The organism is Methylocystis sp. H62 (assembly GCF_015709515.1).
In the GTDB taxonomy this organism is placed as follows: Bacteria; Pseudomonadota; Alphaproteobacteria; order Rhizobiales; family Beijerinckiaceae; genus Methylocystis.
In genome coordinates this window covers 1-21,175 of record NZ_JADNQZ010000037.1, presented here as the reverse complement: position 1 = coordinate 21,175, position 21,175 = coordinate 1, and the positions used below count along the sequence as shown (strand labels likewise).

Here is a 21,175-nt window from a genome sequence, read left to right as displayed (position 1 = left end):
CCCCTCATCTTTGCAAGTCAGGTGCCAGAACCGAGTGCTGGAATTCCGTCATGTCCAGCGCGTAAGCGAGACGGCGGCCCCTATTGGCCGATCAAACAAGCGGCACTGTGCCGTCACGGTGTGCGTTGATTGGGGAAACGCTAAAGCTTTCGGCCGATCGAGAAGCCGCAAGATAAGCGCGCAAATTGTCAACGGGAGGGGACGCGTCGAAAGCGCCGACCGGATCGCCAAAGCGGCTGCGCCGGGCGCGTCGTCTCCGATCGCGGCGTCGAAGAGATCAGCTCGGAAAACGCGCGTCGCCTCTTCGACGCGCTCCATGGACGAATCCGCTTGTCCCCCCAGCGCTGCAATTGCGCGTAAAGCCATATCGCATGCGCCGCGTCGGGCCGCAGCGCGCCGCCTCGCCGAGGATGAGGTAATTCGGGTTAGCGCGGGTCTCGTTTGCGACGATCTTGAGTTCGCCAACGAGCGTCCGCTGGATAAGACGCGCGTCAACGCTGACGCGGTCGGGCCGCGCCAACATCGCCGCGATTTCCTGGCGCCCTCTGGACTCTTCCATATAACACGCCGCCGTTGCGATGGCTCCCGTGAGCGTTGCGCGACGTCGGGCGCGGCTTCAATGTCGCGCGCGCTGAGCGCCAGCACCTTCTCTGGCGCGCGGCCAAAAATATCGCAACCGAAATGCAGGATGCGGCCCACGCCGGCCTCGACGGCGCCGGAGCTCCATGGCGCGCCGACGCAGAATCCCCGTCTACCTGCCCCTGCGCCATCGACTCGACCATAAAGGGAGGCGGCAGCGTCACGAGCCTTAGATCCTGATCCGGATCGACGCCGCCAGCGGTCATCCAATAACGCAGCTGATAATTATGGGTCGAAAACGGAAAGGTCATCGCAAAGGTGAGCAGCTCGCGCCCTTGCGCCTCGCGGACGCGAACGGCGGCGGCCAGCGCGCGCGCTCGACGCCGGGTTGAGTAGATCGCCGTCGGCGGCCAGCAACTCCTCGTACAGCGCACCGCAGACAGTGATGGCGTTGCCGTTCATCGCCGAGTTCATCGGCGCGACGAACGGCGCCTTGACCTGGCCGAGGCCCATGCTCGATCCGATCGCCAAAGGCGCAAGCAAATGGGCGGCGTCAAAAAGGCCGATGGCCAACTTGTCTCGAATGTTCCACCAGTAGACTTCCCGCACCAACTCGATATCGAGACCTTCGTCGGCCGCAAAGCCGCCGTCGACGGCGACGACGAGCGCCGCAGCGTCGACAAGCGGCATGAAGCCGATCCGCAAGCGCTTCATGGCGCCGGTCATTTGAGGAGCTCCGCCGCCGAGATGATCGCCCGCGCGATTCCGGCGATTTCTTGTTTTCCCACATTGCCGCCGTGCGCATCAGCCGATAGGGCTTCTCCTCGGAGAAGCCCTTGCTTTCATCAGCAGCCCGCGCGGATCGGACTTTCATCGACGACAACGATCTTCAAGCTCTGGCGCGCAGCGGAGTCCCTAGTAGCGTATGAGGGGTGAATGCGTGATTGTTTTACGGACCGCGCAGCGCGGCGGAAGGCGCCGCTTTCGGTTTCAGCGGTGAATCGCATCCAATAAGGCGTCGACAAATTTGACGGTCGCTGCGGTGCCAAGGACGATCGCGGCAATCAGCAGCGCAGCTTGCGCCACACCGACCGCAAGACGCCAAGCCGTGCTCCCAGCCAGGCGAGCCAATAACCGCGCCAGATCCGCGTCTTTGCAGTTGGCTGCACACCCTGTGATTGCGCCAAAGCGGCCCCGTGCGTTCCCCAACGACATCGCGAACATCCTCAGCTTCGGTTGATGCGACGGCAAAAAGCGGCTATTCCCTATGGAGTAGACGAGCACGTTTAGATTTTGAACCGCAGCGACATGCCCGCCTGCCAGTTTTTCATAATCTGCGGACCGTTGAGATTCTGATAGACGGGCAGACCGGCCTCGACCGCGACCGTCGCATTGTCATAGCCGATAAATTTGCCGCTGATCGTCGCGCCGCCGAAGAGCTCGACCCGCTGCCCGCCGTAAAAGGCCGGATTGGCGGGCACGGCCGGGCCGCGGATTTCCGGATCGAAGCCGCGAATCGGGCCCTGCGTCGAACCGCTCACGCGGAAGGTGGTGGTGAGTCCGGGCGTCCAGGTGTAGCCGCCCCAGGCGTTGAATTCATGCAAATCGCCCCAGCGGTAGCCCCCCGTAGGAGTGGGGCCGAGCGGGAAGCGCAGGCGATATTCGAGCAGGTAGTCCCCGGAATAGCCCAGTGAATTTGCGGCCAGCGGGAAGCGCCCGCGATAGCCGAGGCCCCACGACCACGGTCCTAGATAGCCTGCATAGATGACGCCGGGGAGGAAATCGAACGTGCCCGTGCCGGGCTGCATGCCATAAAACGCCCGGACGTTGCGGCGGGTTCCATCGGGCAGGAGAAAGTCCTTGAAGGTGGCGGTATAGCTGCCGGCGGGGAAGGAGAAGCCAAGAGAGAGCTGAATGCGGTGGACGTCGTCTTGATAGATGCGATAGACGCCCGACAAAGTGACGTCGGCAAGGCTTGTCGTTCCCGGCAAACTCCTGCCCAGCGGCAGAATTCCCGACGCGCCCTTGAAGGTTAGCGCGTTGAGATTCTTCTCGATCATGCCGGCCGTGAGAACCACTGCGAAATCTTTCGTGACCCCGTAGCTGAGGCCGACAATTTGCGTCGCGATCGCGATGTTTTGCGGGATGATGCGGACGGTTTGCCTCGGATTGAGAAAGAACGGGACCGTCGTGACGATATATTCGTTTGAGACCGTGCGGGTTCCCATTTTGATGCCCGACAGATTGGCGAAGACGGGCGTAATCGAGAGAACGAGTTTGCCGGCGGCCGGCATATCGGCGCCAAATACTCCCATGGGCGCCGGTGGCGGCGGAGGCGGCGCGGCCGGCGCCGCGGCTGTCGGCGCCGCGACTTGCGGTTGAACCGAAGTCGCCTTGGCGGAAGCCTTCGCGCTGGCCGCGGCACTTGCGCCAGTCCCCATGATGACGGCGGCCGCCATGCTCGTCGCAAACGCGTCGCGGCCTAGACGGCGCCGATGCGTCCGTCCTCGAAACTGTGCTTTCTTCATCGCGAACCTCGAGTGCGTCTCGCCTGCACGGCGTCGGAAACAAAAAAAAACCGCTGCCTGAATGTCTGCGCAGCAGACGTTCAGGACAGCGGCGATGCTGGGGGCCCCTCTGTGGACCTTGACGTCGCGAACGACGCCTTCGAATGAATGGATGCAATCCGGGCGCCACCTACAGCGAAGTAGTTGTGCCACTTCAGGCGAATAGCGACGAGGGACCACGATTCTTTGGGGTTCTGGTCGAAACGGCCCATGAGCGATTCGCCCAAGAAGGCCTGCCGGACGGTGCCGAGTGGACATGAATGCGGCGCCGCACGCTGAAAAAATTCGCAATTTGCTTGAAAGGAGCGATGTCTCCGGCGTATCTCTTTGGGCGCGTCCTTCGCGAGCGACTCGTTCCCGCGTTAAGCCCTTGCGTCTTTCGTCATTTTTAACCCGGTTGCGGTTTTCGAATTAGCGCATCGCATGTCTCACCTAATCGTGGCGCACCCCAATACTTACGCAAATCCCCATCGCCATTACGGCCTGTCGAGCCCGGTCAAATTGTGAGCGATCACCAGTTGGCCTGACAATCGGGGCGGGCGAATGTGGTCGGAACTGCGCCGTCTGAAAGACGGGATCGATTTCGGAACGCCGCCGAGTGACGGACCAAAGCGTTATAGTGCAGGCAGGGCAATGCCGGGCGGATGGGGGCGACGCCGCTCTCGATCGCATTGTCGGCTGGTAGACATGTCGGCTGTCGTCGCTCGCTGGATATCGTCTTCGGTGAAATCGACAGATAACCCTGAACGCATCGCCTATGAAACGATCTGCGCTATCTACGTCGACAACTATGATGAGGCTGGTGAGGCGGAGCTAGCGCGTATCCATGAGCGAGGCCAGTTCGCGCTTGGCGCTGCTGATGGGTAGAGCCACGAAAGCTTAGCACCCTGCATCCCAGCGAGAGAGGGAGCGGAACATGGCCAAGATCGTATGCGTGCTGTATGACGATCCGGTCGACGGTTATCCGAAAGCCTATGCGCGCGATGAGGTGGCTCAGCCCAAACGCTATCCCGACGGACAAACGCTGCCCTCCCCAAAAGCAATTGATTTCAAGCCGGGTACGCTCCTTGGCAGCGTTTCCGGCGAACTAGGACTACGCAAATTCCTAGAGTCGAACGGTCATCAGCTAGTGGTGACATCCAGCAAGGACGGCGCGGACAGCGTACTCGACCAAGAGCTTCCTGACGCCGACATCGTCATTTCGCAGCCTTTTTGGCCGGCTTATATGACCCGCGAGCGGATTGCGAAGGCGCCCAAGCTCAGGCTCATCGTGACCGCGGGCATTGGATCTGATCACACCGATCTGCAAGCAGCGATCGATCGCAATATCACCGTCGCTGAAGTCACATACTGCAACAGCATCAGCGTATCCGAACATGTGGTGATGATGATCCTCGCGCTGGTTCGCAATTACATCCCTTCGTACCAATGGGTCGTGACAGGCGGCTGGAACATAGCCGATTGCGTAGCGCGTTCTTACGATCTTGAAGCCATGCAGGTCGGCACTGTCGCCGCCGGCCGCATCGGCTCGGCAGTACTGCGGCGGTTGAAGCCATTCGATGTCGGCCTTCACTATTTCGACCGGCATCGCCTTCCGGAGTCCGTCGAAGGAGAACTGAATGTAAGGTATCACCCCAGCGTGGAAAGCATGGTCGAGGTTTGTGACGTCGTCACTATAAATTGCCCGTTGCACCCGGAGACCGAACATCTGTTCAATGACGCATTAATTGCCAAAATGAAGCGCGGCTCCTACATCGTTAACACCGCGCGCGGCAAGATCTGCGATCGCGACGCCATCGTGCGTGCCCTCGAAAGCGGACAATTGGCCGGCTATGCGGGCGATGTCTGGTTTCCTCAACCAGCACCGGTCGACCATCCATGGAGAAGTATGCCGCACCATGGCATGACGCCGCATATTTCTGGCACCAGTCTGACGGCGCAGACGCGTTATGCAGCTGGCGTGCGGGAGATTCTCGAATGCTGGTTCGACAATCGCCCGATCCGCGATGAATACCTCATCGTTAGCGCGGGGATGCTCGCCGGCGCCGGGGCGCATTCATATAGCGCAGGCGACGCAACCAGCGGATCGGAAGAAGCCGTCCGCTTCAAGAAAGGCTGACGTTGCCCGTTTCCCGACGCACTGGAGCTGGCCCTGGCCCCGATCATGGACGACTGAAGCATTGCTTTGGTGTCGGACTCGGGAGCTCAAACAATTACTTCATTCGAGCGCTATCATTTGCCGAGGGCTTTTCGGACCTTCTCTCGCCAAACCTCCAAGTCTCGAAGCAAAAGCGACCTCTATACAATCGACAGGCGATACGACAGAACGCGTCGGCTCTTGTGTGGGAGTTTGGGTAGGCGCACGATCCATTGCCCGGCACACCTCTGAACGATGGCGGCGGACTTAATCCCAACGCCACGAGGCAACCATGAACACCGCGAATCTTCAGCTTGAGGGCCTTTACGTCGTCATTTCCGCCCTGCTTGTCGCTTTGCGCGAAAAGGGAGTTTTCGAGGAAGGGGAAATCGATCGGCTGTTGGCGGAAGCAGAATCGGCTCTGGTGGCGGATCCTAATCGGCCCGCCGAACTGCGGGGCGCGAATGTGGATGCGATCTGCTTCCCGGTGCGCTTTCTGAGACAGGAGTTACAAGCGTCATCCGAGGGCCGTAGCCAATCCTTCGCGCACCTCGCTTCGCGGGTGGGGCAAGTGAAACGAGAGCGCTGAGTGTTGAACGGGGGTGTCTCGTGTGGGGACGCTCGCGTCGAATGCAAGGATTTTCTTTGGGCGCGAGCATGTGGTCGGGCGCTTTCGTGTGTCCGGCCTCATAATGCCGCGGGCACGTATGGCAAGTACGCAGATCGGATCCAAATCGGCGTGGCGCGCTCGTGGCGCTCTGAAACACTCTGGTTATTCCGACCCGTCTTATCGACTGTACAATTGGCACTTGATCTGACCGACGGCATGAGCTGGCCCGTTGGTGGTTCAAGCGGCGGCGCCAAAGGCAGCGCATCAATGAAGGTCTGCATTGGCGTTTTTTCCGAGACACCATTTTCCTTGATGCGGGCGAAGTTCATTAAACTGTCAGTCTCGGCAAGAAGCGCGACGGCGGCCGGCGTCAGGTGGGAGCGTTCATCATTCATGTCAGCGTCTGTTCAATTCGTAGCTTCAACAAAGGCACATACGCGTCGGCATAGCGGAAGAGGAAAGCGCCCGAGGATGCATCTCTAAACTAGTCATCGACCGGGCTGGCTCAGAGGAGAAGGATTATGAACAAGGACGTGCTCGTTCGAACCGCGAGAGCCATGGTCGCACCGGGGAAGGGCATTCTCGCCGCGGACGAGAGCGCCGGAACGATCGCGAAAAGGTTCGCGGCAATCGGCGTCGACTCTACCCAGGCGACGCGGCGCGATTATCGCCAATTTCTGTTCCGCGCCGAAGAGGCAATTAATCGATATATTTCTGGCGTCATCCTCTTCGATGAGACCATTAGACAGACCGCCAGCGACGGGACGCCACTCGTCAAATACATCGAGGCGGCCGGCGCCATTCCGGGCATCAAGGTCGATTTGGGGGCAAAGCCGCTTGCCAATTTTCCCGGCGAAACGATTACTGAAGGTCTCGACGGTCTGCTCGAACGGCTGATCGAATATAGCCGCCTAGGGGCGCGCTTCGCAAAATGGCGCGCGGTTATCAGCGTCGGTTCCGATAGTGGTATTCCAACGGATTTCGCGATCGAGACGAATGCGCAAGCGCTCGCCCGCTACGCGGCGCTATGCCAAAACGCCGATCTAGTGCCCATCGTCGAGCCCGAGGTCTTAATGGACGGCGACCATGATCTCGAGCGATGCGGCGAAGTGACCGAATGTGTATTGAAGACTGTCTTCATGCGGCTTTACGAAGCGCGGGTCCTGCTCGAAGGAATGCTGCTGAAGCCCAATATGGTCGTCGCCGGACAAAAACATCCGAAGCGAGCGTCGCCCGAAGAAGTCGCGCTTTCGACAATTCGGGTGTTGAAAAATTGCGTTCCAGCGGCGGTACCAGGTGTCGCCTTCCTGTCGGGCGGCCAATCCGACATTGAGGCGACCGCAAATCTCGGCGCCATCAATCGCCTTGGCGGGCCATGGGCGCTGACTTTCAGTTACGGCCGAGCCTTGCAGACGGCGGCGTTGAAAACCTGGTCCGGAATGCCGAGCAATGTTCTCGACGCCCAGGCGGCTTTCACTCACCGAGCTCATATGAACGCGCTTGCCGCCCAAGGACAATGGACGGAAATGGAAGAACGCGTCGCGCCATGATTGGTTGTGTTCCCGCTGGAAATATCCTTCACATTGGACGCGCTCAGCGGCGGCATAGGCGGCGGCGCGACGCTCGCGAAGTAGGCGCGACGTCTTCGATTTGCTGTTCGGTTGGTCGTGGCGCGATGGCGGACATTGTCGCGTTGCAGTGAATGCAAGAATGCGCCGCTTCACGGGCGTTGCTGCAGCTTATTTGAGAATCATTTTCAAGACATCAGGGGTATTCGCTTAAGGAGTTCAGCAAATATGACAATTTGCCACTATCAATTAAAGCGCAGCAAACGCATCGAGATGCCGGAGCTGCCCGGCATACGGAAATTTTACGGAAAAGATGCCGTGGAACGCGGGCCATCTGATCGGGGAGCGTTCATTGTCGCGATGCTACTCGCCATCGACGTAGGATTCTTCGAAGTCATCTATTACAAGATGCTGTGGTAGGCCCCAGGAAACGCAAACCCGGATGTTCGCACACGTTCGATCAGCGGCAATTGAACAGCAGGGGCCTGCGTGCGACGGTCGTCTGCTCCTCCAGCACGCGAAGCTCCCCGCCCGTCCTCAGAGGACCAGCGCGGCACCCTTGATCTTTGCTTCCGTGCCGCACTGGCGAACCACTTGGACATTATTCTCCAATTAACGAAAGGGCTATGAAACCTAAATGACCAAGCTGAAGAAGGAGACTAACCGGCTTGCGCCCGCCGATCTGCTCGAAAGGCAAGACGCAGACCGCCGAGATATAAGCAACCTAGACCAAGACAGCAGTTGGAAACCCTTGCTGGAGTCGGTCCCTATCCTCTTCATGCAGATTCGGAATGGAAAGTGCTGCTGGCCAATTGGCGATCCGCACCATTTCGACTCGTTCCGGTTCTGCGGATGCGCATGCGCATGCGGATGCGCACCAGAGGCCATTTATTGCGATACACACAAGAATATGGCTTTTGCTCCGAACCGGACTAGGACATTCATTCCAGGAAGAGCCGTTCCACTGCCGGCGACCAAAGTTTCCTGATGAAAACCGGTCTTCTTGCTAATCGCTAGGTGCGCAGGTCGAGAATTTCGATGGGTCGGCTCGTCCTGCGCGCCATTCGATGACGAGCAGCTAGGCCTTCCTGACGAACTCCGTACGCAGCACGAGCCCTTTTACTTTTTCAGCGCGGCAATCGATTTCGGCCGGATCATCCGTGAGTCGGATATTTTTGATCAAGGTCCTGCGTTTGAGGACGACGGATGAGCCCTTAACCTTCAGGTCCTTTATCAAGGTCACGGAATCGCCGTCCTTGAGTTCTGCGCCATTTGCTGTCTTTCACAACTACCGTCACCTTCACGGGCAGGAAGAAGCTTGGTTTGCAGGCGATCCAGCGCCTCCCGTCGAGCGAGACGCCGCCGCCGGGGACGACGCAATGGACGTGGGGGTGATGCGTGAGCGTCTGCCCCCAAGTGTGAAGGACGGCGAGCAATCCGATCTTGGCACCGAGACGCCTCGGATTTTCGGCGAGCGTCATTGTCGCCTCGGCGGTGGCGCGCATCAGCAAGGCATACCGCAAACGCGTTTTCACACAACCAAGACCCGTAACCGACTTTCGGAGAGTCCGCTCGCGCCCAGCACTTGACCAGATGGTATGACAAGGATTGCATGGACGCAGAATGGACCGCAGGTAGGCATATGGCTCAGAATTCGACGCAGCCAGGATGGGATGCAGCCGCTCTCGCGACGCAATTGGGCAAGATCGCCGAGCAGAGCCAGCGGCTCGTCCAGGACTTCCTGCGCGATCGGCCGGACATCTCGCAGCTCGGCATGGGCGATGTGACGACGCTACCCGGCGCTTTCATCGAACTGACGACGAAGATGATGACCGATCCGGCCGCGATCGCCCGCACCCAGATCGATCTATTCAACGATAGCCTGCGCGTTTGGCAGACGACGGCCGAGCGCTTGATGGGGCATAGCGCCGGGACCGAGGAACCGCCGCAGGACAAGCGCTTCAAACATCCCGACTGGACCGAGAGCGTGGTCTTCAATTTCGTCAAAGAGAGCTATCTCATTTGGGCCAAGGCTGTGCTCGCGGCGGTGCGCGGCGTCGAGGGGCTCGACCCGGCGACCGCGCGCAAGGTCGACTTCTATACGCGCCAGTTCGTCGACGCGCTCTCCCCGTCCAATTTCGTCGCAACCAATCCCGAGGTCCTCGCTGCGACGCTTGAGACTGGCGGACAGAATCTTCTCCGCGGACTCGAGAACCTGCTCGACGATTTGCAGCGCGGCAAGGGTCGGCTGTCAATCACCATGACCGACATGGGTGCGTTCCGCCTCGGTGACAATATAGCAGCGACGCCGGGCAAAGTCGTCTTCCAGAATGACCTGATGCAGCTCATCCAATATACGCCGGCGACGCCCGACGTGCGTCGCCGACCGCTGCTGATTGTGCCGCCGTGGATCAATAAATTCTATGTGCTCGACCTGCAGCCGAAGAACTCCTTCATCAGATGGGCCGTTGACCAAGGCCACACGGTCTTTGTCATCTCCTGGGTCAATCCCGACGAGAAGCTGGCCGAGAAGAGCTTCGAGGACTACATGCAGGAGGGTCCGCTCGCAGCCCTCGACGCGATCGAGATGGCGACGGCCGAACGTTCAGTCAACGCCGTTGGTTATTGCCTAGGCGGCACGTTGCTCGCCTCGACCCTCGCCTATATGACCGCGCGCGGCGACGAGCGGATCGCCAGCGCCTCCTATTTCGTCACGCTTGTCGACTTCGCGGACGCCGGCGACATGGCCGTGTTCATCGACAATGAGCAGCTCGCTTCGCTCGATGAGCGCATGAAGGAGCGCGGCTATCTTGAGGCGCAGGACATGGCGATGTCGTTCAACATGCTGCGCTCGAACGATCTGATCTGGTCCTTTGTGGTGAGAAATTATCTCCTCGGCAGGGAGCATTTGCCGTTCGACCTCCTTTACTGGAACGCCGACTCGACGCGCATGCCGGCAGCCATGCATTCTTTCTACCTGCGCAATATGTATCAGATGAATCTGCTGGCGAAGCCCGGCGGCATCCGCCTATACGACGTGCCGCTCGACCTGACGCAGATCACGACGCCGACCTTCATCCTGTCGACGCGGGAGGATCACATCGCCCCGTGGAAGTCCACCTATGCAGCTACCCACCTCTACAAGGGGCCGGTCAAATTCGTTCTAGCCGCCTCGGGCCATATGGCCGGGGTGATCAACGCGCCGGGCGGCAAGTACGGTCATTGGACCAACGATGACCTGCCGGCGACGCCCGACCAATGGTTCTCTGGCGCCGCTGCGCAGCAGGGTTCGTGGTGGCCGATCTGGGACGAATGGGTGACGGGCTTCGCCTCCGGTCGGATGCCTGCGCGCCAGCCCGGCGATGGCAGGCTGACCGTGATCGAGGACGCGCCGGGCTCCTACGCCCGGGTGAGATCGGACGCTTGAATTTCGACCGTCCCGACGGTCAGCCGCACGTCGACCTCGGCGCGCAAGAAGCGATAGGGAACGCTGTAATAATGGAAGCCGGCGTCGACGTGATAATCGATGCCGACGCGGCACGTGCGCCATTCGCTGAATTCATAGGGCTCGGTCGGCAAGGCCTTGAGCGCCGGGCGATCGATCTCCTTCAGCAACTGCCGGCGCGTCGCGCCGAGCCGGTGAGGGCGCTCCTCGTTGAGATGCGTCAACAGTCCGCCGATCGCGGCGTTGACCTCCGCCAGGCTGTAGAAAGTCCGATGGCGCAGCCGCCCGAGCAAGCCATCGCTCGACGATGAGGACGGCCTGCTCGACTTTCGCCTTGTCCCTTGGTTTTCTTTGCCGCGCCGGCGCGTTTGCGCCGACTTGGTCGACTTTGAAACGCGCCTGACCATAGCGAGCGCATAGTCCATGGCGCCTATCCAGAAAACCCTAACAATTTTGCAGTGTCCGATGGCCAGTTTTCCGGGCCTTCCTCGCTTACTTTCACGCTAAACGGAAATCACTGAGTTCGGATTGCGTCACTTAGGATTCGGATTGCGTCACTTAGGACTCGTGCATCTCCGGCTCGCGAGTCTTTAATAGAATTTTAGGTAGATGCCCGCGAGGCTTGTCACAGCACCCCTAGCTATCCTCGTAGCGCGTAGGAGTTCGTACATGTCCCATCCTGTGGACGCCCCGGTTACCGAGGCCAGCGTCGCCGCTGTCTCCCCACAGGATGCGAATGTGCTGGACATAAAGGTAGGGGCGGCTGATGCAACGTTCGACTCAACGTCATTCAGGAAGGCCGAGGCAGCCTTCGCGCGAAAGTTGCCCACACTCTTCAAACGTCTCTTAACTTATGCTCCGCGCGCGGCGCTGGCGGCCGGCGTGTCGGGTTTCGCATGGGTGGCAGGTTTGTATTTTTCTGGTGGTCAGATTCAGTTTTACCCCATGAAGCCTCAGCACAGCCCGACTGCCGTGGCACAAGAGAGCGTGGAGCGCGCCGAGTTGCTCCGCATCAAGCAAAAAATGGCCGATGAAATTCGTGCCCTTCAAGCCAGAGTCGAAGCGATACCTGCCGCACGAAGCATGAGTGCGAAGGATGCCACCGCACTCGAGGAGCTGAAGAGGCGTCTTGATGGTGTGAAGAGGGAGAGCAGCGCCGCGATCGCTGAGCTAGCGGGTAAAGTTGAGCACATGCAACGCGAAACCACGGCGAAGTTTTCCCAAGTTAACGAGCAGCTCGATCGGACAGAACGCCAGCACGCTGCCCCACTTGCTGCTTCATCGCGTTCCGTCACCTCGGAATTAGCAGTGGGGACTATCCAGAAGCGGGCCCAAAAACGGCGTGGCGACGCCTTCGACCCATCTCAAAACCCTGGAGCTCCAGGAGTCCCTCGCCCGCTTGGAAGCCGTGCCCACGGCCGCGAGCACTAACGCGGCGGGCGATCAGCTTCTGCCGTTCGATAACGCATGCCGGTAAAGGGTAACCGCTACTCAAAATGTTAGTTGCGAGGCCAAGACCGCGCCACAGATTTGGAACACGGTCCTTGCGGGTTGACCGCCGTCGAACGCCCGAACGCGGTATCGCGACTGTTCATTTGAATTTGCACCAGAGCCGACGCCGACAGCGCGAATATGGCTGTGCGGCCCGCGCGACGGTTTCGTCCGGTTGTCGAACGATAGACGTGAATGATCTCTCGGACGATCGTGCTCATGCTGCAGCAGTCAGGACACGAGAGTAGTGCGACTACCCCGCGCCAACTACATCGAAGGCGGCGTCCTTGACATCCGTGTCGACGTGCGGCTCGAACGTGACGAAGTTGGCGCGGAACATGTCGACGAGCTTCTTTGCGGTCGCTTCGTAATCTTCCTTCGACGCCCATGTCTTGATCGGGCTCAGCAGGTCCGGCTCGACGCCTGGCGCCGAGGTTGGCACGGCGAGGCCGAATGACGTTTCGGTGTGGAAATGCATCTTGTTGAGCGTGCCATCGAGCACGGCGGCGAGCAGGCGGCGCGTCACGCGGATCGGCATGCGGTGGCCCACGCCGTATGAGCCGCCTGTCCATCCTGTATTGACAAGCCAGCAGTCGACGTGATGGCGCGCAATGAGGTCACGCAACAGGTTGCCATAGACGATCGGATGCCGCGGCATGAACGGCGCCCCGAAACAGGTCGAGAAGGTCGCCTGCGGGTCCGTAACGCCCTTTTCCGTGCCCGCCACTTTGGCCGTATAGCCGGATAGAAAGTGATACATGGCCTGGCTCGCGTTGAGCTTGGCGATTGGCGGCAGCACGCCGAAGGCGTCACAGGTCAGCATCACGATGTTCGTCGGATGGCCGGCGCGCCCGGTTTGCGAAGCATTGGGAATGAAGTCGAGCGGATAGGCGACGCGCGTGTTCTCGGTCTTCGAACCATCGTCGAAATCAGGGACGCGGGTCAGCGGGTCGAGGACAACGTTCTCCATCACTGATCCGAAGCGTTCGGTCGCGGCGAAGATCTCAGGCTCAGCCTCGCGCGATAGCTTGATCGCCTTGGCGTAACAGCCGCCCTCGAAATTGAAAACGCCCTCCTTGCTCCAACCATGCTCGTCGTCGCCGAGCAGGGTGCGGGCCGAGTCGGCCGACAGCGTCGTCTTGCCGGTGCCGGAGAGGCCGAAAAAGATCGCGACGTCGCCGCCGGGCCCGACATTGGCGGCGCAGTGCATCGGCATCGTGTCCGAAGTGGGCAGGACGAAATTGAGATAGGTGAATACCGACTTCTTCATTTCGCCGGCGTAATGCGTGCCGCCGATGAGGACGATCTTGTTTGAGAAATCAATCACGATGACGGTCTCGGAATGGCAACCATGGCGAGCGGGATCGGCTTTGAACGATGGAAAGTCGACGATCGTCAATTCCGGCTCAAAGTAAGGCAGGTCGGCGGTCGGAGGTCGAATCAGCATGTTGCGGGCGAACAACGAGTGCCATGCCAGCTCGGTGAAGACTCGGGTCTTGACGCGAAACGCGGGATCGGAGCCGCCACACAGATCCTGCGCAAAGAGGTCCTTGCCCCTTGCGTAGGCGATGAAGTCGGCGAGCAGCGCGTCGAAGTGGCCTGTCGACATGCGGCCGCAGTTGTCCCACCAAATTGCGTTTTCGGTGAGCGCGTCTGCGACAATGAACTTGTCCTTAGGGGAGCGGCCGGTATGTGCGCCAGTATCGGCGACAAGCGCGCCGCCCTTCGCAATCACGCCCTCGTGACGACGGATAGCTTCCTCATAGAGGAGGGGCGCATCGAGATTATAGGAAATGCTCCTGAGACCGTGAAAGCCGAATTTATCCGCGCCAAAGCTCGGGCTGAAAACCCCAAAGGATTTCGGAGGGGCGTGTCTCTGAGGCGCCATGGCCGTCTCCAGGCTCTACCTGCGAGCGATGTGGTAATCCGGCGCTGGTGCGGCCTATGTTTCGGCTCTGACTCACACGCCGATAAACTCTTCGACAAAAGCCGCTCGATGAGCACAGCTGATCGAGCGGGTTTCGTCGGTTGGGATGCGACGCGTTTAACCTGCGTAAGATCAGCTCTGCTTAGCAGCGACCGGCGCCTTTGACGGCGAAGCGGAGACCGGCGACTGTGCAGGCGACGCGACATTGATCGGTTTGAAAGCTTCCTTGGCCAGGCTCGAATACGTCTCGCCAATCTTGGTGGCGTAGGCCAGGAAATCTTCATGGGCGGATTTAGCGAAGTCCGTCTGGAGCTGGATCGCCTCGTCGATCTTCTTCACGCCGGTCAGCTTGTCGAAGAACGCACGGCTTTTCTCGAAGGACTTCTTTGAATAATCCGTCGTTTCGGCCGCGATGGCCTCTAGACCCTTGGTCGACGCGGCAGTCGCCGTGGTAAACGCCTCGAACGGGTTCGTGCCGAATGCCTTAATGTCTGGGAACACTGTCATCGTTTATCCCCTTCTGGTCTAGGCGCGCGGGCAATTCCAGCGCGGCTCTAAGGGTTCACCGCCTATGTGCGCTGCACAAATAAGTCAAGATATATGTTGCGACGCAAAATAAAAACGGCGCCCGGCCGGGATGTTGCGATATGATCAAATCAAGCAGACCATGTCACATTGCACTTAATTGCAAGAATGCGCCGGTCCATTGCAAGAATGCGCCGGTCCGCGCCAGATGCTGCAAATGTGAGAATATGTTTGGTCGATATTCTCACATTTTTTCGCAACCCCAGCGGGAACGGCGAACCCTGTAGGACAGCGGACGCCCCCACCCCTTTATGGAGGCGCCGCCGAGCTCGCTTCGATCCACGACGATGTAGCTGCTCGCGGCCAAGCGGTGAGTGCACGCGCCCCTTAACGCCGCCGCTCCAAGAAGACGTCATTAGGCTGCAGAAAGCCAAGCAGCTTTTTATCTGCAGGAAGAGCTTCCCGGGTCGGGACCATGCCAGCGGAGAATGTCACGAAGCTGCGCCGGACGCGCCCATTTCGCGGCAGTACGCCAGTCGGACCCCCGCTTGCGATAGCACAACCGGTCTATTTCGAAGCTCCGTGGATGACCAGCAAGTTCTCAGGGCGCGGGCCTTATTGCGCCGCTTTGCGCAAATCTGAAACAGCTAAGCGTATTGCGGCACCCCGATGTTTACGTAGGCGCCTTGCCGCTCACACGCGCAAGGAATTGCCTCATTGAGTTCCGTCGTGGGCGCGGCTTGCTAAGCTTGTTTCGCAAGTCTAACGGATCGAGGCCCGCATCAGCGCGGCTGCGCTGCTGAAGGGGCTTGGGGTGCGGCACGGTTAGGTGAGACATCCGGCTGCGGTAACTTGAACCGCAACCGGAGATATGAAAGTGACGAACGAAGAGAAGATTAGCGCCGGAGGCCGGCGTTTTTCAGTCCAGCGCAAGATGGCGGTCGTGGCCCGCCTACTACGCGGGGAGCCGTTGGAACTGGTGGCTCGCGAGAGCAACGTCAACATCCAGAAGCTGACCGAATGGCGCGATCGGGCTCTGGCGGGCGCAGCCGCCGCTCTGAAGGAGCGTGAGCGGGACGACCGCGACGACGAGATTGCCCGGCTGAAAGCCAAGGTCGGCGAGATCACCATGGATAACGAGCTTCTTTACGCCAAGATCGACGCCCTGGAGAACAAACGCCCTTTGGCCCGCCGGAGGCGGAGGAAATGAGCCGGGTCCGCTCCCCTTTCTTCGGCTGCATCTATGGATTACTGCGCGTGACGCGGATCTGGGGCCTGTCGCGGGCAACCGTGTATCGGTCCCGCGTGGAGACGCCCAAGGACACGCCCCGACGCCGACCCGGCCCCCTTGGGGCATGTCCGGATGCTGAACTGGCGGATCACATCCGTCGCGAAATCGAGGCCTCTGAATTCCATGGCGAGGGCTACCGGAAGATATGGGCGCGGCTCCGCTTCTCCGGCGTTCGCGCCAGTCCCCGGCGGGTGCGGCGCGTGATGCGCGAACATGGATTGCTTGCGCCGCATCGGGCGGTGTCGGCGTCGGCCAAGACGCATGACGGCACGATCGTCACCGATCGCGTCAACGAAATGTGGGGAACGGACATGACGCAAACGGTCACGACCGACGAAGGCAAGGCCTATGTGTTCGTCGCTGTCGAACACGCCAACTCGGAGGTCGTTGGCGTTCATGCCGCAAAATCAGCCAATCGGTTCGAGGCGCTGGAGCCGGTTCGGCAGGGGGTCAAACGCTGCTTCGGCGTGATCGCTCCAGAAATTGCCCGCGGATTGAGACTGCGTCACGATCACGGGTCCAATTACATGTCGGAAGATTTTCAGTCCGAGGTCAAATGCTTGGGAATCGAAGCGTCGCCCTCTTTCGTGCGCGAGCCCGAAGGCAATGGCGTCGCCGAGCGCTTCATCCGCACCCTGAAGGAGAATCTGCTGTGGGTCAGGACGTTCCGCACGATTGAGGAACTCAGGGTGGCGCTCGTCGAGTTCGCCGAGCGTTATAACAAAACCTGGCTCGTCGCCCGTCACGGCTACAAAACGCCCGATCAGGTGAGAGCTGAGCAGCTTGCGGTTGCCAAGGCAATCATCGCAGAGCTACCCTTGGCCGCCTGAATAGGCGCAGCCGGTTGTCTCAAAACCGGGCCGCAGTACACTGCTGAAGGGGCTTCGGCGGGGCGTTCCTAGGTCAACTAAACCGCGTCGATCCAATACGATGACGCGAACCCCGCAAAGCCGTGGGGTTGGCGACTGTAATCATCCAACAACCATCATAAAAATTAGCTTGTCGGATCCGCTCAACACCATGTGTCGGCACGACTAATGCAGAGATGCGAGCAGACGCCGGGCCTGCTCGAACAAGCTGCGTCGCTATACCGAGCTTTGGCAAGCAAGACGAAACCAAGGGTGGGCGCAATGTCCTTGGAAAAGTCCGCCCTTCTGAAGAGCCCGAGCTGGGCCTTTTTACACACCGTCCTGATGGGCAACGCGACGCTCGTGGAACTCGCCTTTATCGATGCCGGCATCGCCTTAAATTGCGCTTGGAAGCTTTCGAGCGTGAGGTCGACGATGGAATTCAGCGACATCGTGACCAATCATACGCGTGAACAATTCGACGCCCTGTCAGAAAAGGTCGCCGAGCTGTCGGCGCTTGTGCAGAACGGCTCACCGGAGAACAGCTAGAATATGAAGCTCAGTTTATGGGACTAGAAACCGAAATATTTTACTGGCGCTAGCGATCGAAATCCATTGCCTGAGTGTTGAGGCATCGATGGGAAATAAAAGGAGTCTCCGAAGTCGCGAAGTCGGCCGTCAGAATCCGACCTCGAGTTCCTCGATCTGGTCTTCCTCAAGAAACGCTTGCGCGCGCCATTCCTGCATCGCGTCCCATGCGAAGATGCGGTCGCAATAGGCCTGGCAAACTTCATCGAGCGGGACGTCATAGGTGCGGAAGCGGGTCGCGACCGGCGCATACATCGCGTCCGCCATCGAGATCGCGCCAAACAGATATGGACCGCCATAGGCGTCGAAGCATTCGCGCCAGATCTGCGTGACGCGAGCGATGTCTCCCTGCGAAACCTTGAATCTTGGAAAATGCGCCTTGAGATTCATCGGGAGCGCCGAGCGGAGGGAGGTGAAACCCGAATGGATTTCGCCACAAACGGCGCGGCAATGGGCGCGGGTTATACAATCCGCGGGCAATAGTCCCGCCGTCGGCGCGACCTCGTTGAGGAATTCGCCGATGGCGAGCGTATCCCAGATTTTAGCCCCTTCGTAAGTGAGGCACGGAACCAGGATCGATGGCGACAGCAGCAAAATTTCCGCGCGCGCCGAGACATCGTCGGGACTGATAACGATCTCTTCAAAATCGATCCCCGAGAGCTTCGCCATCAACCATCCGCGCAAGGACCATGAGGAATAGTTCCTGCTGCTGATCGTGAGCGTTGTTGCCGGCATGACTGGGTCCCGCAATTTCCAGCCATCACAGCAAACATCATGCCATCGGAACCCAGTATGGCATGGGGCTTGCTCCAGCATCTCTTGACGAAAACCGAAAATTCCGTGACGGCACGATGTATGACGCCTACCAAAGCTATGCCGACATAAGCGATCGAATGCGCATTGTGGCGGCAAGCGGCGAGCGCTTACTGCGCCAGTGGAGCACAACGCAGTACGCCTACCCACTGCGGTGCATGGAAGCCTATTACGAACTCGTCGTGCTCGCGGGGTTCACGCATGAGCGGCCGGACTACCAGATTACGCAGCTGACGACCCATGACCGCGCCGTCGTGGATGTCGTGGAAGAAACGGTGCTGACCACACCGTTCTGCTCCTTGCTCCGTTTCTCGCGCAAGGACGCGGACAACGAGCCACGCGTGCTGCTCGTCGCGCCGATGTCCGGTCACTTCGCCACGCTTTTGCGCGGCACCATCCGCACTCTGCTGCGCGACCACGACGTCTATGTTACCGATTGGCGCAACGCGCGCGACATTTCGCTCGATAAAGGGGCCTTCGGTATCGACGATTTTGTCCAGTGCATCATCGATTTCATCAAATTCATGGGGCCGCAGTCCCATGTCGTGGCGGTATGTCAGCCTGCAGTGGCCGCGCTCGCCGCTGTGGCGGTGATGGCGGAGGACAACGACCCGGATCAGCCCGCCAGCCTGACGCTCATGGCGGGACCAATCGACACATGCGCCTCGCCGACAAAGGTCAATGAATTCGCCAAGTCGAAACCGATCGAATGGTTCCGCGAGAAGTTGATAAGTGTGGTGCCGCGATCGCTTCCGGGCGCCGGCCGGCGCGTCTATCCGGGCTTCCTCCAGCTTACCGCGTTCGTGAGCATGAACGTCGAGCGACACGCAAACGCTTTCGTTGATCTATTCAGAAGCCGCGTCGAAGGAGATTCCGAGAAGGCGGATCGGATTCGCGCTTTCTATGAGGAATATTTTGCCATCATGGACCTCGATGCGGACTTCTATCTCCAAACAATCGAGACCGTATTCCACAAGAATGCCCTTTCCGAGGGGAAGCTGCTCTTTAAAGGGCGCTCGGTCATGCCAAGCGCCATCAAGAAAACCTTTCTCCTCACGGTCGAAGGCGAGAATGACGACATTTGCGCGGTCGGACAAACACTTGCCGCGCAGGATTTGTGCAGTGGATTGCGCTCCTATATGAAGTTGCACCACCTGCAGCCAGACGTAGGCCATTACGGCGTCTTCAACGGCCGGCGTTGGGAGAACCAGATCTATCCAGTCCTGCGCGACCACATCCGGTGCAGCGTCTGAGGTAGGTCGGGTTGGGAGTGTCACGCTGCACTCAAACGGGGTCTGCGTCACTTTACGTGCACATGGCCGGTTCGATTGCCAAAGCGGAACTTGGCGCCTCAATGGCGCATGACGAAGACGAAATTAGCCTTTGGGCCCGGAGTGGTCGTGCGCAGCGCTGTATTTCGGGAGAACCGGTGGTTCGTATCGGCTGATGGAGCCGGGGCGCGGTCGTGCCCCGGGTGCGGAGAAGCGTCAGCATCGCGCCATAGTTGGCACCTCCGGCGCCTGCAAGACCTTCCAATCCAGGGCGCCCCTGTCGTTCTCGAGTTGCGCCTGGGGCGGTGGCGATGCTTGAACGAGGGGTGCGCGAGAAAGACTTTCGTCGAAAGACTGACGACGGCGTTTCCCTTTGCGCGAAAAACGCAGCGCGTCAGCGACCTCGTGAGATTGTTCGGCCATGCCGCTGGCGGCAGGACAAGCGAGAAGTTGCTGGCGCGACTGGCGATGCCAGTCAGCGACAATGCGATTCTGCGGCAGCTCAAACGTCATTCATCCGAACGTCGCGACAGGGTGCCCCTGCGCGCCATCGCGATTGATGATTGGAGCTGGCGCAAAGGTTTTAATTACGGAACGATCATTGTCGATCTTGAACGTCGGATCGTTGCAGACGTACTCGAAACGCGCTCCGCCAAAAAGACTGCGGATTGGGTCAAGCAACATCCTGAAATCGAAGTCGTCAGCCGCGATCGCTGCGGTCTTTACGCACAGGGCGTTCGGCAGGGAGCGCCGCAAGCTCGACAAGTCGCTGATCGCTTTCATTTGTTGCAGAACTTGCGCGAAAGCATTGAGCGACACATGACCCGCATCAGCCGTTTTGCCGGGCGTCCCCAACTCCCGCCGACCACCGGAGATCGTCACGCGGCGCGGCGCGGCGAATGCGGCCACGCGCGTCAAGCTCTATTTGACCGGGTCAGTTCGCTGCGTGCCTCGGGCAAGACTTTTGTCGACATCGCTGCGCAGATCGGCGTCGACCACAGGACCGTCGCGAAATGGATCAAGACAGGTTTCCCGCTACACCGTCGGCGCTTGGCGTTGAAGCCGACTTCCCCGCTGTATTTCCAAGAGTTCCTTTCCCGCCGATGGGCCGAGGGCGATCGGGTAGGCCGGCGTTTGTTTCATGACCTTCGACATCGGGGCTACACGGGAAGCTTCTCAAATCTGGAGCGCCTTTTGTCGACATGGCGCGCCGGCAGCAGGGAAAAGAAGCAGTCAGAACAGCAGTATAGAAAGTTCATTGAGATCCCGGCAGTCGATCCAGCGACCGGCTGGCAAATCTCTCCGGGTCATTGCCGCTTCTCTCTGCATGAAGCCGACGCGGCGACTCACGCCCGCCGAGAACGCTAAGGTCGTCGTTTTGAAGCAGGCCTCCCCCAGCTTCGTCGTCATGCGCCAACTCGCGATGCGCTTTCGCAGCATTCTGCGCGGGGATGATCCGGACAAGCTCAACAATTGGCTTCATGACGCAAAGCATTCCGGTGTGCGTTCAATGCA

General features: G+C 59.6%; 20 protein-coding genes and 5 pseudogenes. 12 read left to right on the top strand and 13 right to left on the bottom strand.

Features of this window, described 5'->3' with window-relative positions; translation table 11 throughout:
• Window positions 1-277 precede the first annotated feature (277 nt).
• From IYY11_RS23425 to IYY11_RS02320, 6 genes and pseudogenes are all read right to left on the bottom strand, one after another.
• A complete protein-coding gene (locus IYY11_RS23425) occupies window positions 278-559 on the bottom strand; it encodes a hypothetical protein (protein WP_312029687.1) in 282 nt (93 codons plus the stop codon).
• A gap of 92 nt (window positions 560-651) precedes the next feature.
• A pseudogene (locus IYY11_RS23420) lies at window positions 652-699 on the bottom strand (hypothetical protein); the annotation flags it as partial.
• Window positions 700-809: 110 nt separating this feature from the next.
• Window positions 810-905: pseudogene (locus IYY11_RS23415) on the bottom strand (ABC transporter substrate-binding protein); the annotation flags it as partial.
• Window positions 865-1,305, bottom strand: a complete 441-nt coding sequence (locus IYY11_RS23410; protein WP_312029683.1) for an ABC transporter substrate-binding protein — start codon at window positions 1,303-1,305, stop codon at window positions 865-867. The pseudogene IYY11_RS23415 and the gene IYY11_RS23410, both read right to left, overlap by 41 nt.
• Window positions 1,306-1,569: 264 nt before the next feature.
• Window positions 1,570-1,863, bottom strand: a complete 294-nt coding sequence (locus IYY11_RS02325; protein WP_196402573.1) for a hypothetical protein — start codon at window positions 1,861-1,863, stop codon at window positions 1,570-1,572.
• A gap of 2 nt (window positions 1,864-1,865) precedes the next feature.
• Entirely contained in the window at window positions 1,866-3,038 is a 1,173-nt protein-coding gene (locus IYY11_RS02320; protein WP_196402572.1) for an alpha-amylase, read from the bottom strand.
• Window positions 3,039-3,833: 795 nt separating this feature from the next.
• Between IYY11_RS02320 and IYY11_RS02315 the strand changes: the two genes are divergently transcribed.
• The 3 genes from IYY11_RS02315 (at window position 3,834) to IYY11_RS02305 (ending at window position 5,872) form a co-directional block, all read left to right on the top strand.
• Complete coding sequence (locus IYY11_RS02315; protein ID WP_196402571.1) at window positions 3,834-4,013, top strand: hypothetical protein; 180 nt, start codon at window positions 3,834-3,836, stop codon at window positions 4,011-4,013.
• A gap of 49 nt (window positions 4,014-4,062) precedes the next feature.
• On the top strand, window positions 4,063-5,265 hold the full coding sequence (locus tag IYY11_RS02310) for an NAD-dependent formate dehydrogenase (protein ID WP_196402570.1): 1,203 nt from the start codon (window positions 4,063-4,065) through the stop codon (window positions 5,263-5,265).
• 310 nt (window positions 5,266-5,575) lie between these two features.
• On the top strand, window positions 5,576-5,872 hold the full coding sequence (locus tag IYY11_RS02305) for a hypothetical protein (RefSeq protein WP_196402569.1): 297 nt from the start codon (window positions 5,576-5,578) through the stop codon (window positions 5,870-5,872).
• A 98-nt stretch (window positions 5,873-5,970) separates the two neighbouring features.
• Here IYY11_RS02305 and IYY11_RS02300 read toward each other — a convergent pair whose 3' ends face one another.
• On the bottom strand, window positions 5,971-6,288 hold the full coding sequence (locus IYY11_RS02300) for a hypothetical protein (protein WP_196402568.1): 318 nt from the start codon (window positions 6,286-6,288) through the stop codon (window positions 5,971-5,973).
• Window positions 6,289-6,414: 126 nt separating this feature from the next.
• On the opposite strand from IYY11_RS02300, the gene IYY11_RS02295 reads away from it, so the two are divergent.
• The 3 genes from IYY11_RS02295 to IYY11_RS23405 all read left to right on the top strand — a co-directional run bounded on the left by IYY11_RS02295 (window position 6,415) and on the right by IYY11_RS23405 (window position 8,449).
• On the top strand, window positions 6,415-7,443 hold the full coding sequence (locus IYY11_RS02295) for a class I fructose-bisphosphate aldolase (protein ID WP_196402567.1): 1,029 nt from the start codon (window positions 6,415-6,417) through the stop codon (window positions 7,441-7,443).
• A 246-nt stretch (window positions 7,444-7,689) separates the two neighbouring features.
• The gene (locus tag IYY11_RS02290) at window positions 7,690-7,881 is read left to right on the top strand and encodes a hypothetical protein (protein WP_196402566.1); all 192 of its coding nucleotides are present in this window, start codon (window positions 7,690-7,692) and stop codon (window positions 7,879-7,881) included.
• A gap of 217 nt (window positions 7,882-8,098) precedes the next feature.
• Window positions 8,099-8,449: a GcrA family cell cycle regulator gene (locus IYY11_RS23405; RefSeq protein ID WP_196402565.1), complete on the top strand. Its 351-nt coding sequence runs from the start codon at window positions 8,099-8,101 to the stop codon at window positions 8,447-8,449.
• A 90-nt stretch (window positions 8,450-8,539) separates the two neighbouring features.
• On the opposite strand, the gene IYY11_RS02280 is transcribed toward IYY11_RS23405, so the two are convergent.
• Together IYY11_RS02280 and IYY11_RS02275 are read right to left on the bottom strand one after the other, a co-directional pair.
• Window positions 8,540-8,704 (bottom strand): alkylphosphonate utilization protein, encoded by a 165-nt coding sequence (locus IYY11_RS02280; RefSeq protein ID WP_196402564.1) that lies wholly within the window; start codon window positions 8,702-8,704, stop codon window positions 8,540-8,542.
• A gap of 52 nt (window positions 8,705-8,756) precedes the next feature.
• A pseudogene (locus tag IYY11_RS02275) lies at window positions 8,757-8,978 on the bottom strand (transposase); the annotation flags it as partial.
• 125 nt (window positions 8,979-9,103) lie between these two features.
• On the opposite strand from IYY11_RS02275, the gene IYY11_RS02270 reads away from it, so the two are divergent.
• Window positions 9,104-10,888 carry an alpha/beta hydrolase gene (locus IYY11_RS02270; RefSeq protein ID WP_196402562.1) on the top strand — a complete coding sequence of 595 codons (1,785 nt, stop codon included), beginning with the start codon at window positions 9,104-9,106 and terminating at the stop codon, window positions 10,886-10,888.
• Here IYY11_RS02270 and IYY11_RS02265 read toward each other — a convergent pair.
• Window positions 10,888-11,329, bottom strand: a pseudogene (locus tag IYY11_RS02265) (Mu transposase domain-containing protein); the annotation flags it as partial. The gene IYY11_RS02270 and the pseudogene IYY11_RS02265 sit on opposite strands and share 1 nt — an antisense overlap.
• A 246-nt stretch (window positions 11,330-11,575) precedes the next feature.
• Here IYY11_RS02265 and IYY11_RS02260 point away from each other — a divergent pair.
• The gene (locus IYY11_RS02260) at window positions 11,576-12,337 is read left to right on the top strand and encodes a hypothetical protein (protein WP_196402597.1); all 762 of its coding nucleotides are present in this window, start codon (window positions 11,576-11,578) and stop codon (window positions 12,335-12,337) included.
• Between the two features lie 313 nt (window positions 12,338-12,650).
• Here the strand turns inward: IYY11_RS02260 and IYY11_RS02255 are convergent, their stop codons facing one another.
• Together IYY11_RS02255 and IYY11_RS02250 are read right to left on the bottom strand one after the other, a co-directional pair.
• Complete coding sequence (locus IYY11_RS02255; RefSeq protein WP_196402561.1) at window positions 12,651-14,285, bottom strand: phosphoenolpyruvate carboxykinase; 1,635 nt, start codon at window positions 14,283-14,285, stop codon at window positions 12,651-12,653.
• Window positions 14,286-14,456: 171 nt separating this feature from the next.
• The gene (locus IYY11_RS02250; RefSeq protein WP_196402560.1) at window positions 14,457-14,831 is read right to left on the bottom strand and encodes a phasin family protein; all 375 of its coding nucleotides are present in this window, start codon (window positions 14,829-14,831) and stop codon (window positions 14,457-14,459) included.
• Window positions 14,832-15,720: 889 nt separating this feature from the next.
• Here IYY11_RS02250 and IYY11_RS02245 point away from each other — a divergent pair.
• Both IYY11_RS02245 and IYY11_RS02240 read left to right on the top strand, forming a co-directional pair.
• Window positions 15,721-16,970, top strand: a pseudogene (locus tag IYY11_RS02245) (IS3 family transposase).
• 306 nt (window positions 16,971-17,276) lie between these two features.
• Window positions 17,277-17,537: a hypothetical protein gene (locus IYY11_RS02240; protein ID WP_196402559.1), complete on the top strand. Its 261-nt coding sequence runs from the start codon at window positions 17,277-17,279 to the stop codon at window positions 17,535-17,537.
• Window positions 17,538-17,666: 129 nt separating this feature from the next.
• Here the strand turns inward: IYY11_RS02240 and IYY11_RS02235 are convergent, their stop codons facing one another.
• Entirely contained in the window at window positions 17,667-18,311 is a 645-nt protein-coding gene (locus IYY11_RS02235; RefSeq protein ID WP_196402558.1) for a glutathione S-transferase family protein, read from the bottom strand.
• Window positions 18,312-18,427: 116 nt separating this feature from the next.
• On the opposite strand from IYY11_RS02235, the gene IYY11_RS02230 reads away from it, so the two are divergent.
• Together IYY11_RS02230 and IYY11_RS02225 are read left to right on the top strand one after the other, a co-directional pair.
• Window positions 18,428-19,642 (top strand): polyhydroxyalkanoate depolymerase, encoded by a 1,215-nt coding sequence (locus IYY11_RS02230; RefSeq protein WP_196402593.1) that lies wholly within the window; start codon window positions 18,428-18,430, stop codon window positions 19,640-19,642.
• 108 nt (window positions 19,643-19,750) lie between these two features.
• Complete coding sequence (locus IYY11_RS02225) at window positions 19,751-21,028, top strand: ISL3 family transposase (RefSeq protein ID WP_196402557.1); 1,278 nt, start codon at window positions 19,751-19,753, stop codon at window positions 21,026-21,028.
• The last annotated feature ends 147 nt before the right edge of the window (window positions 21,029-21,175 follow it).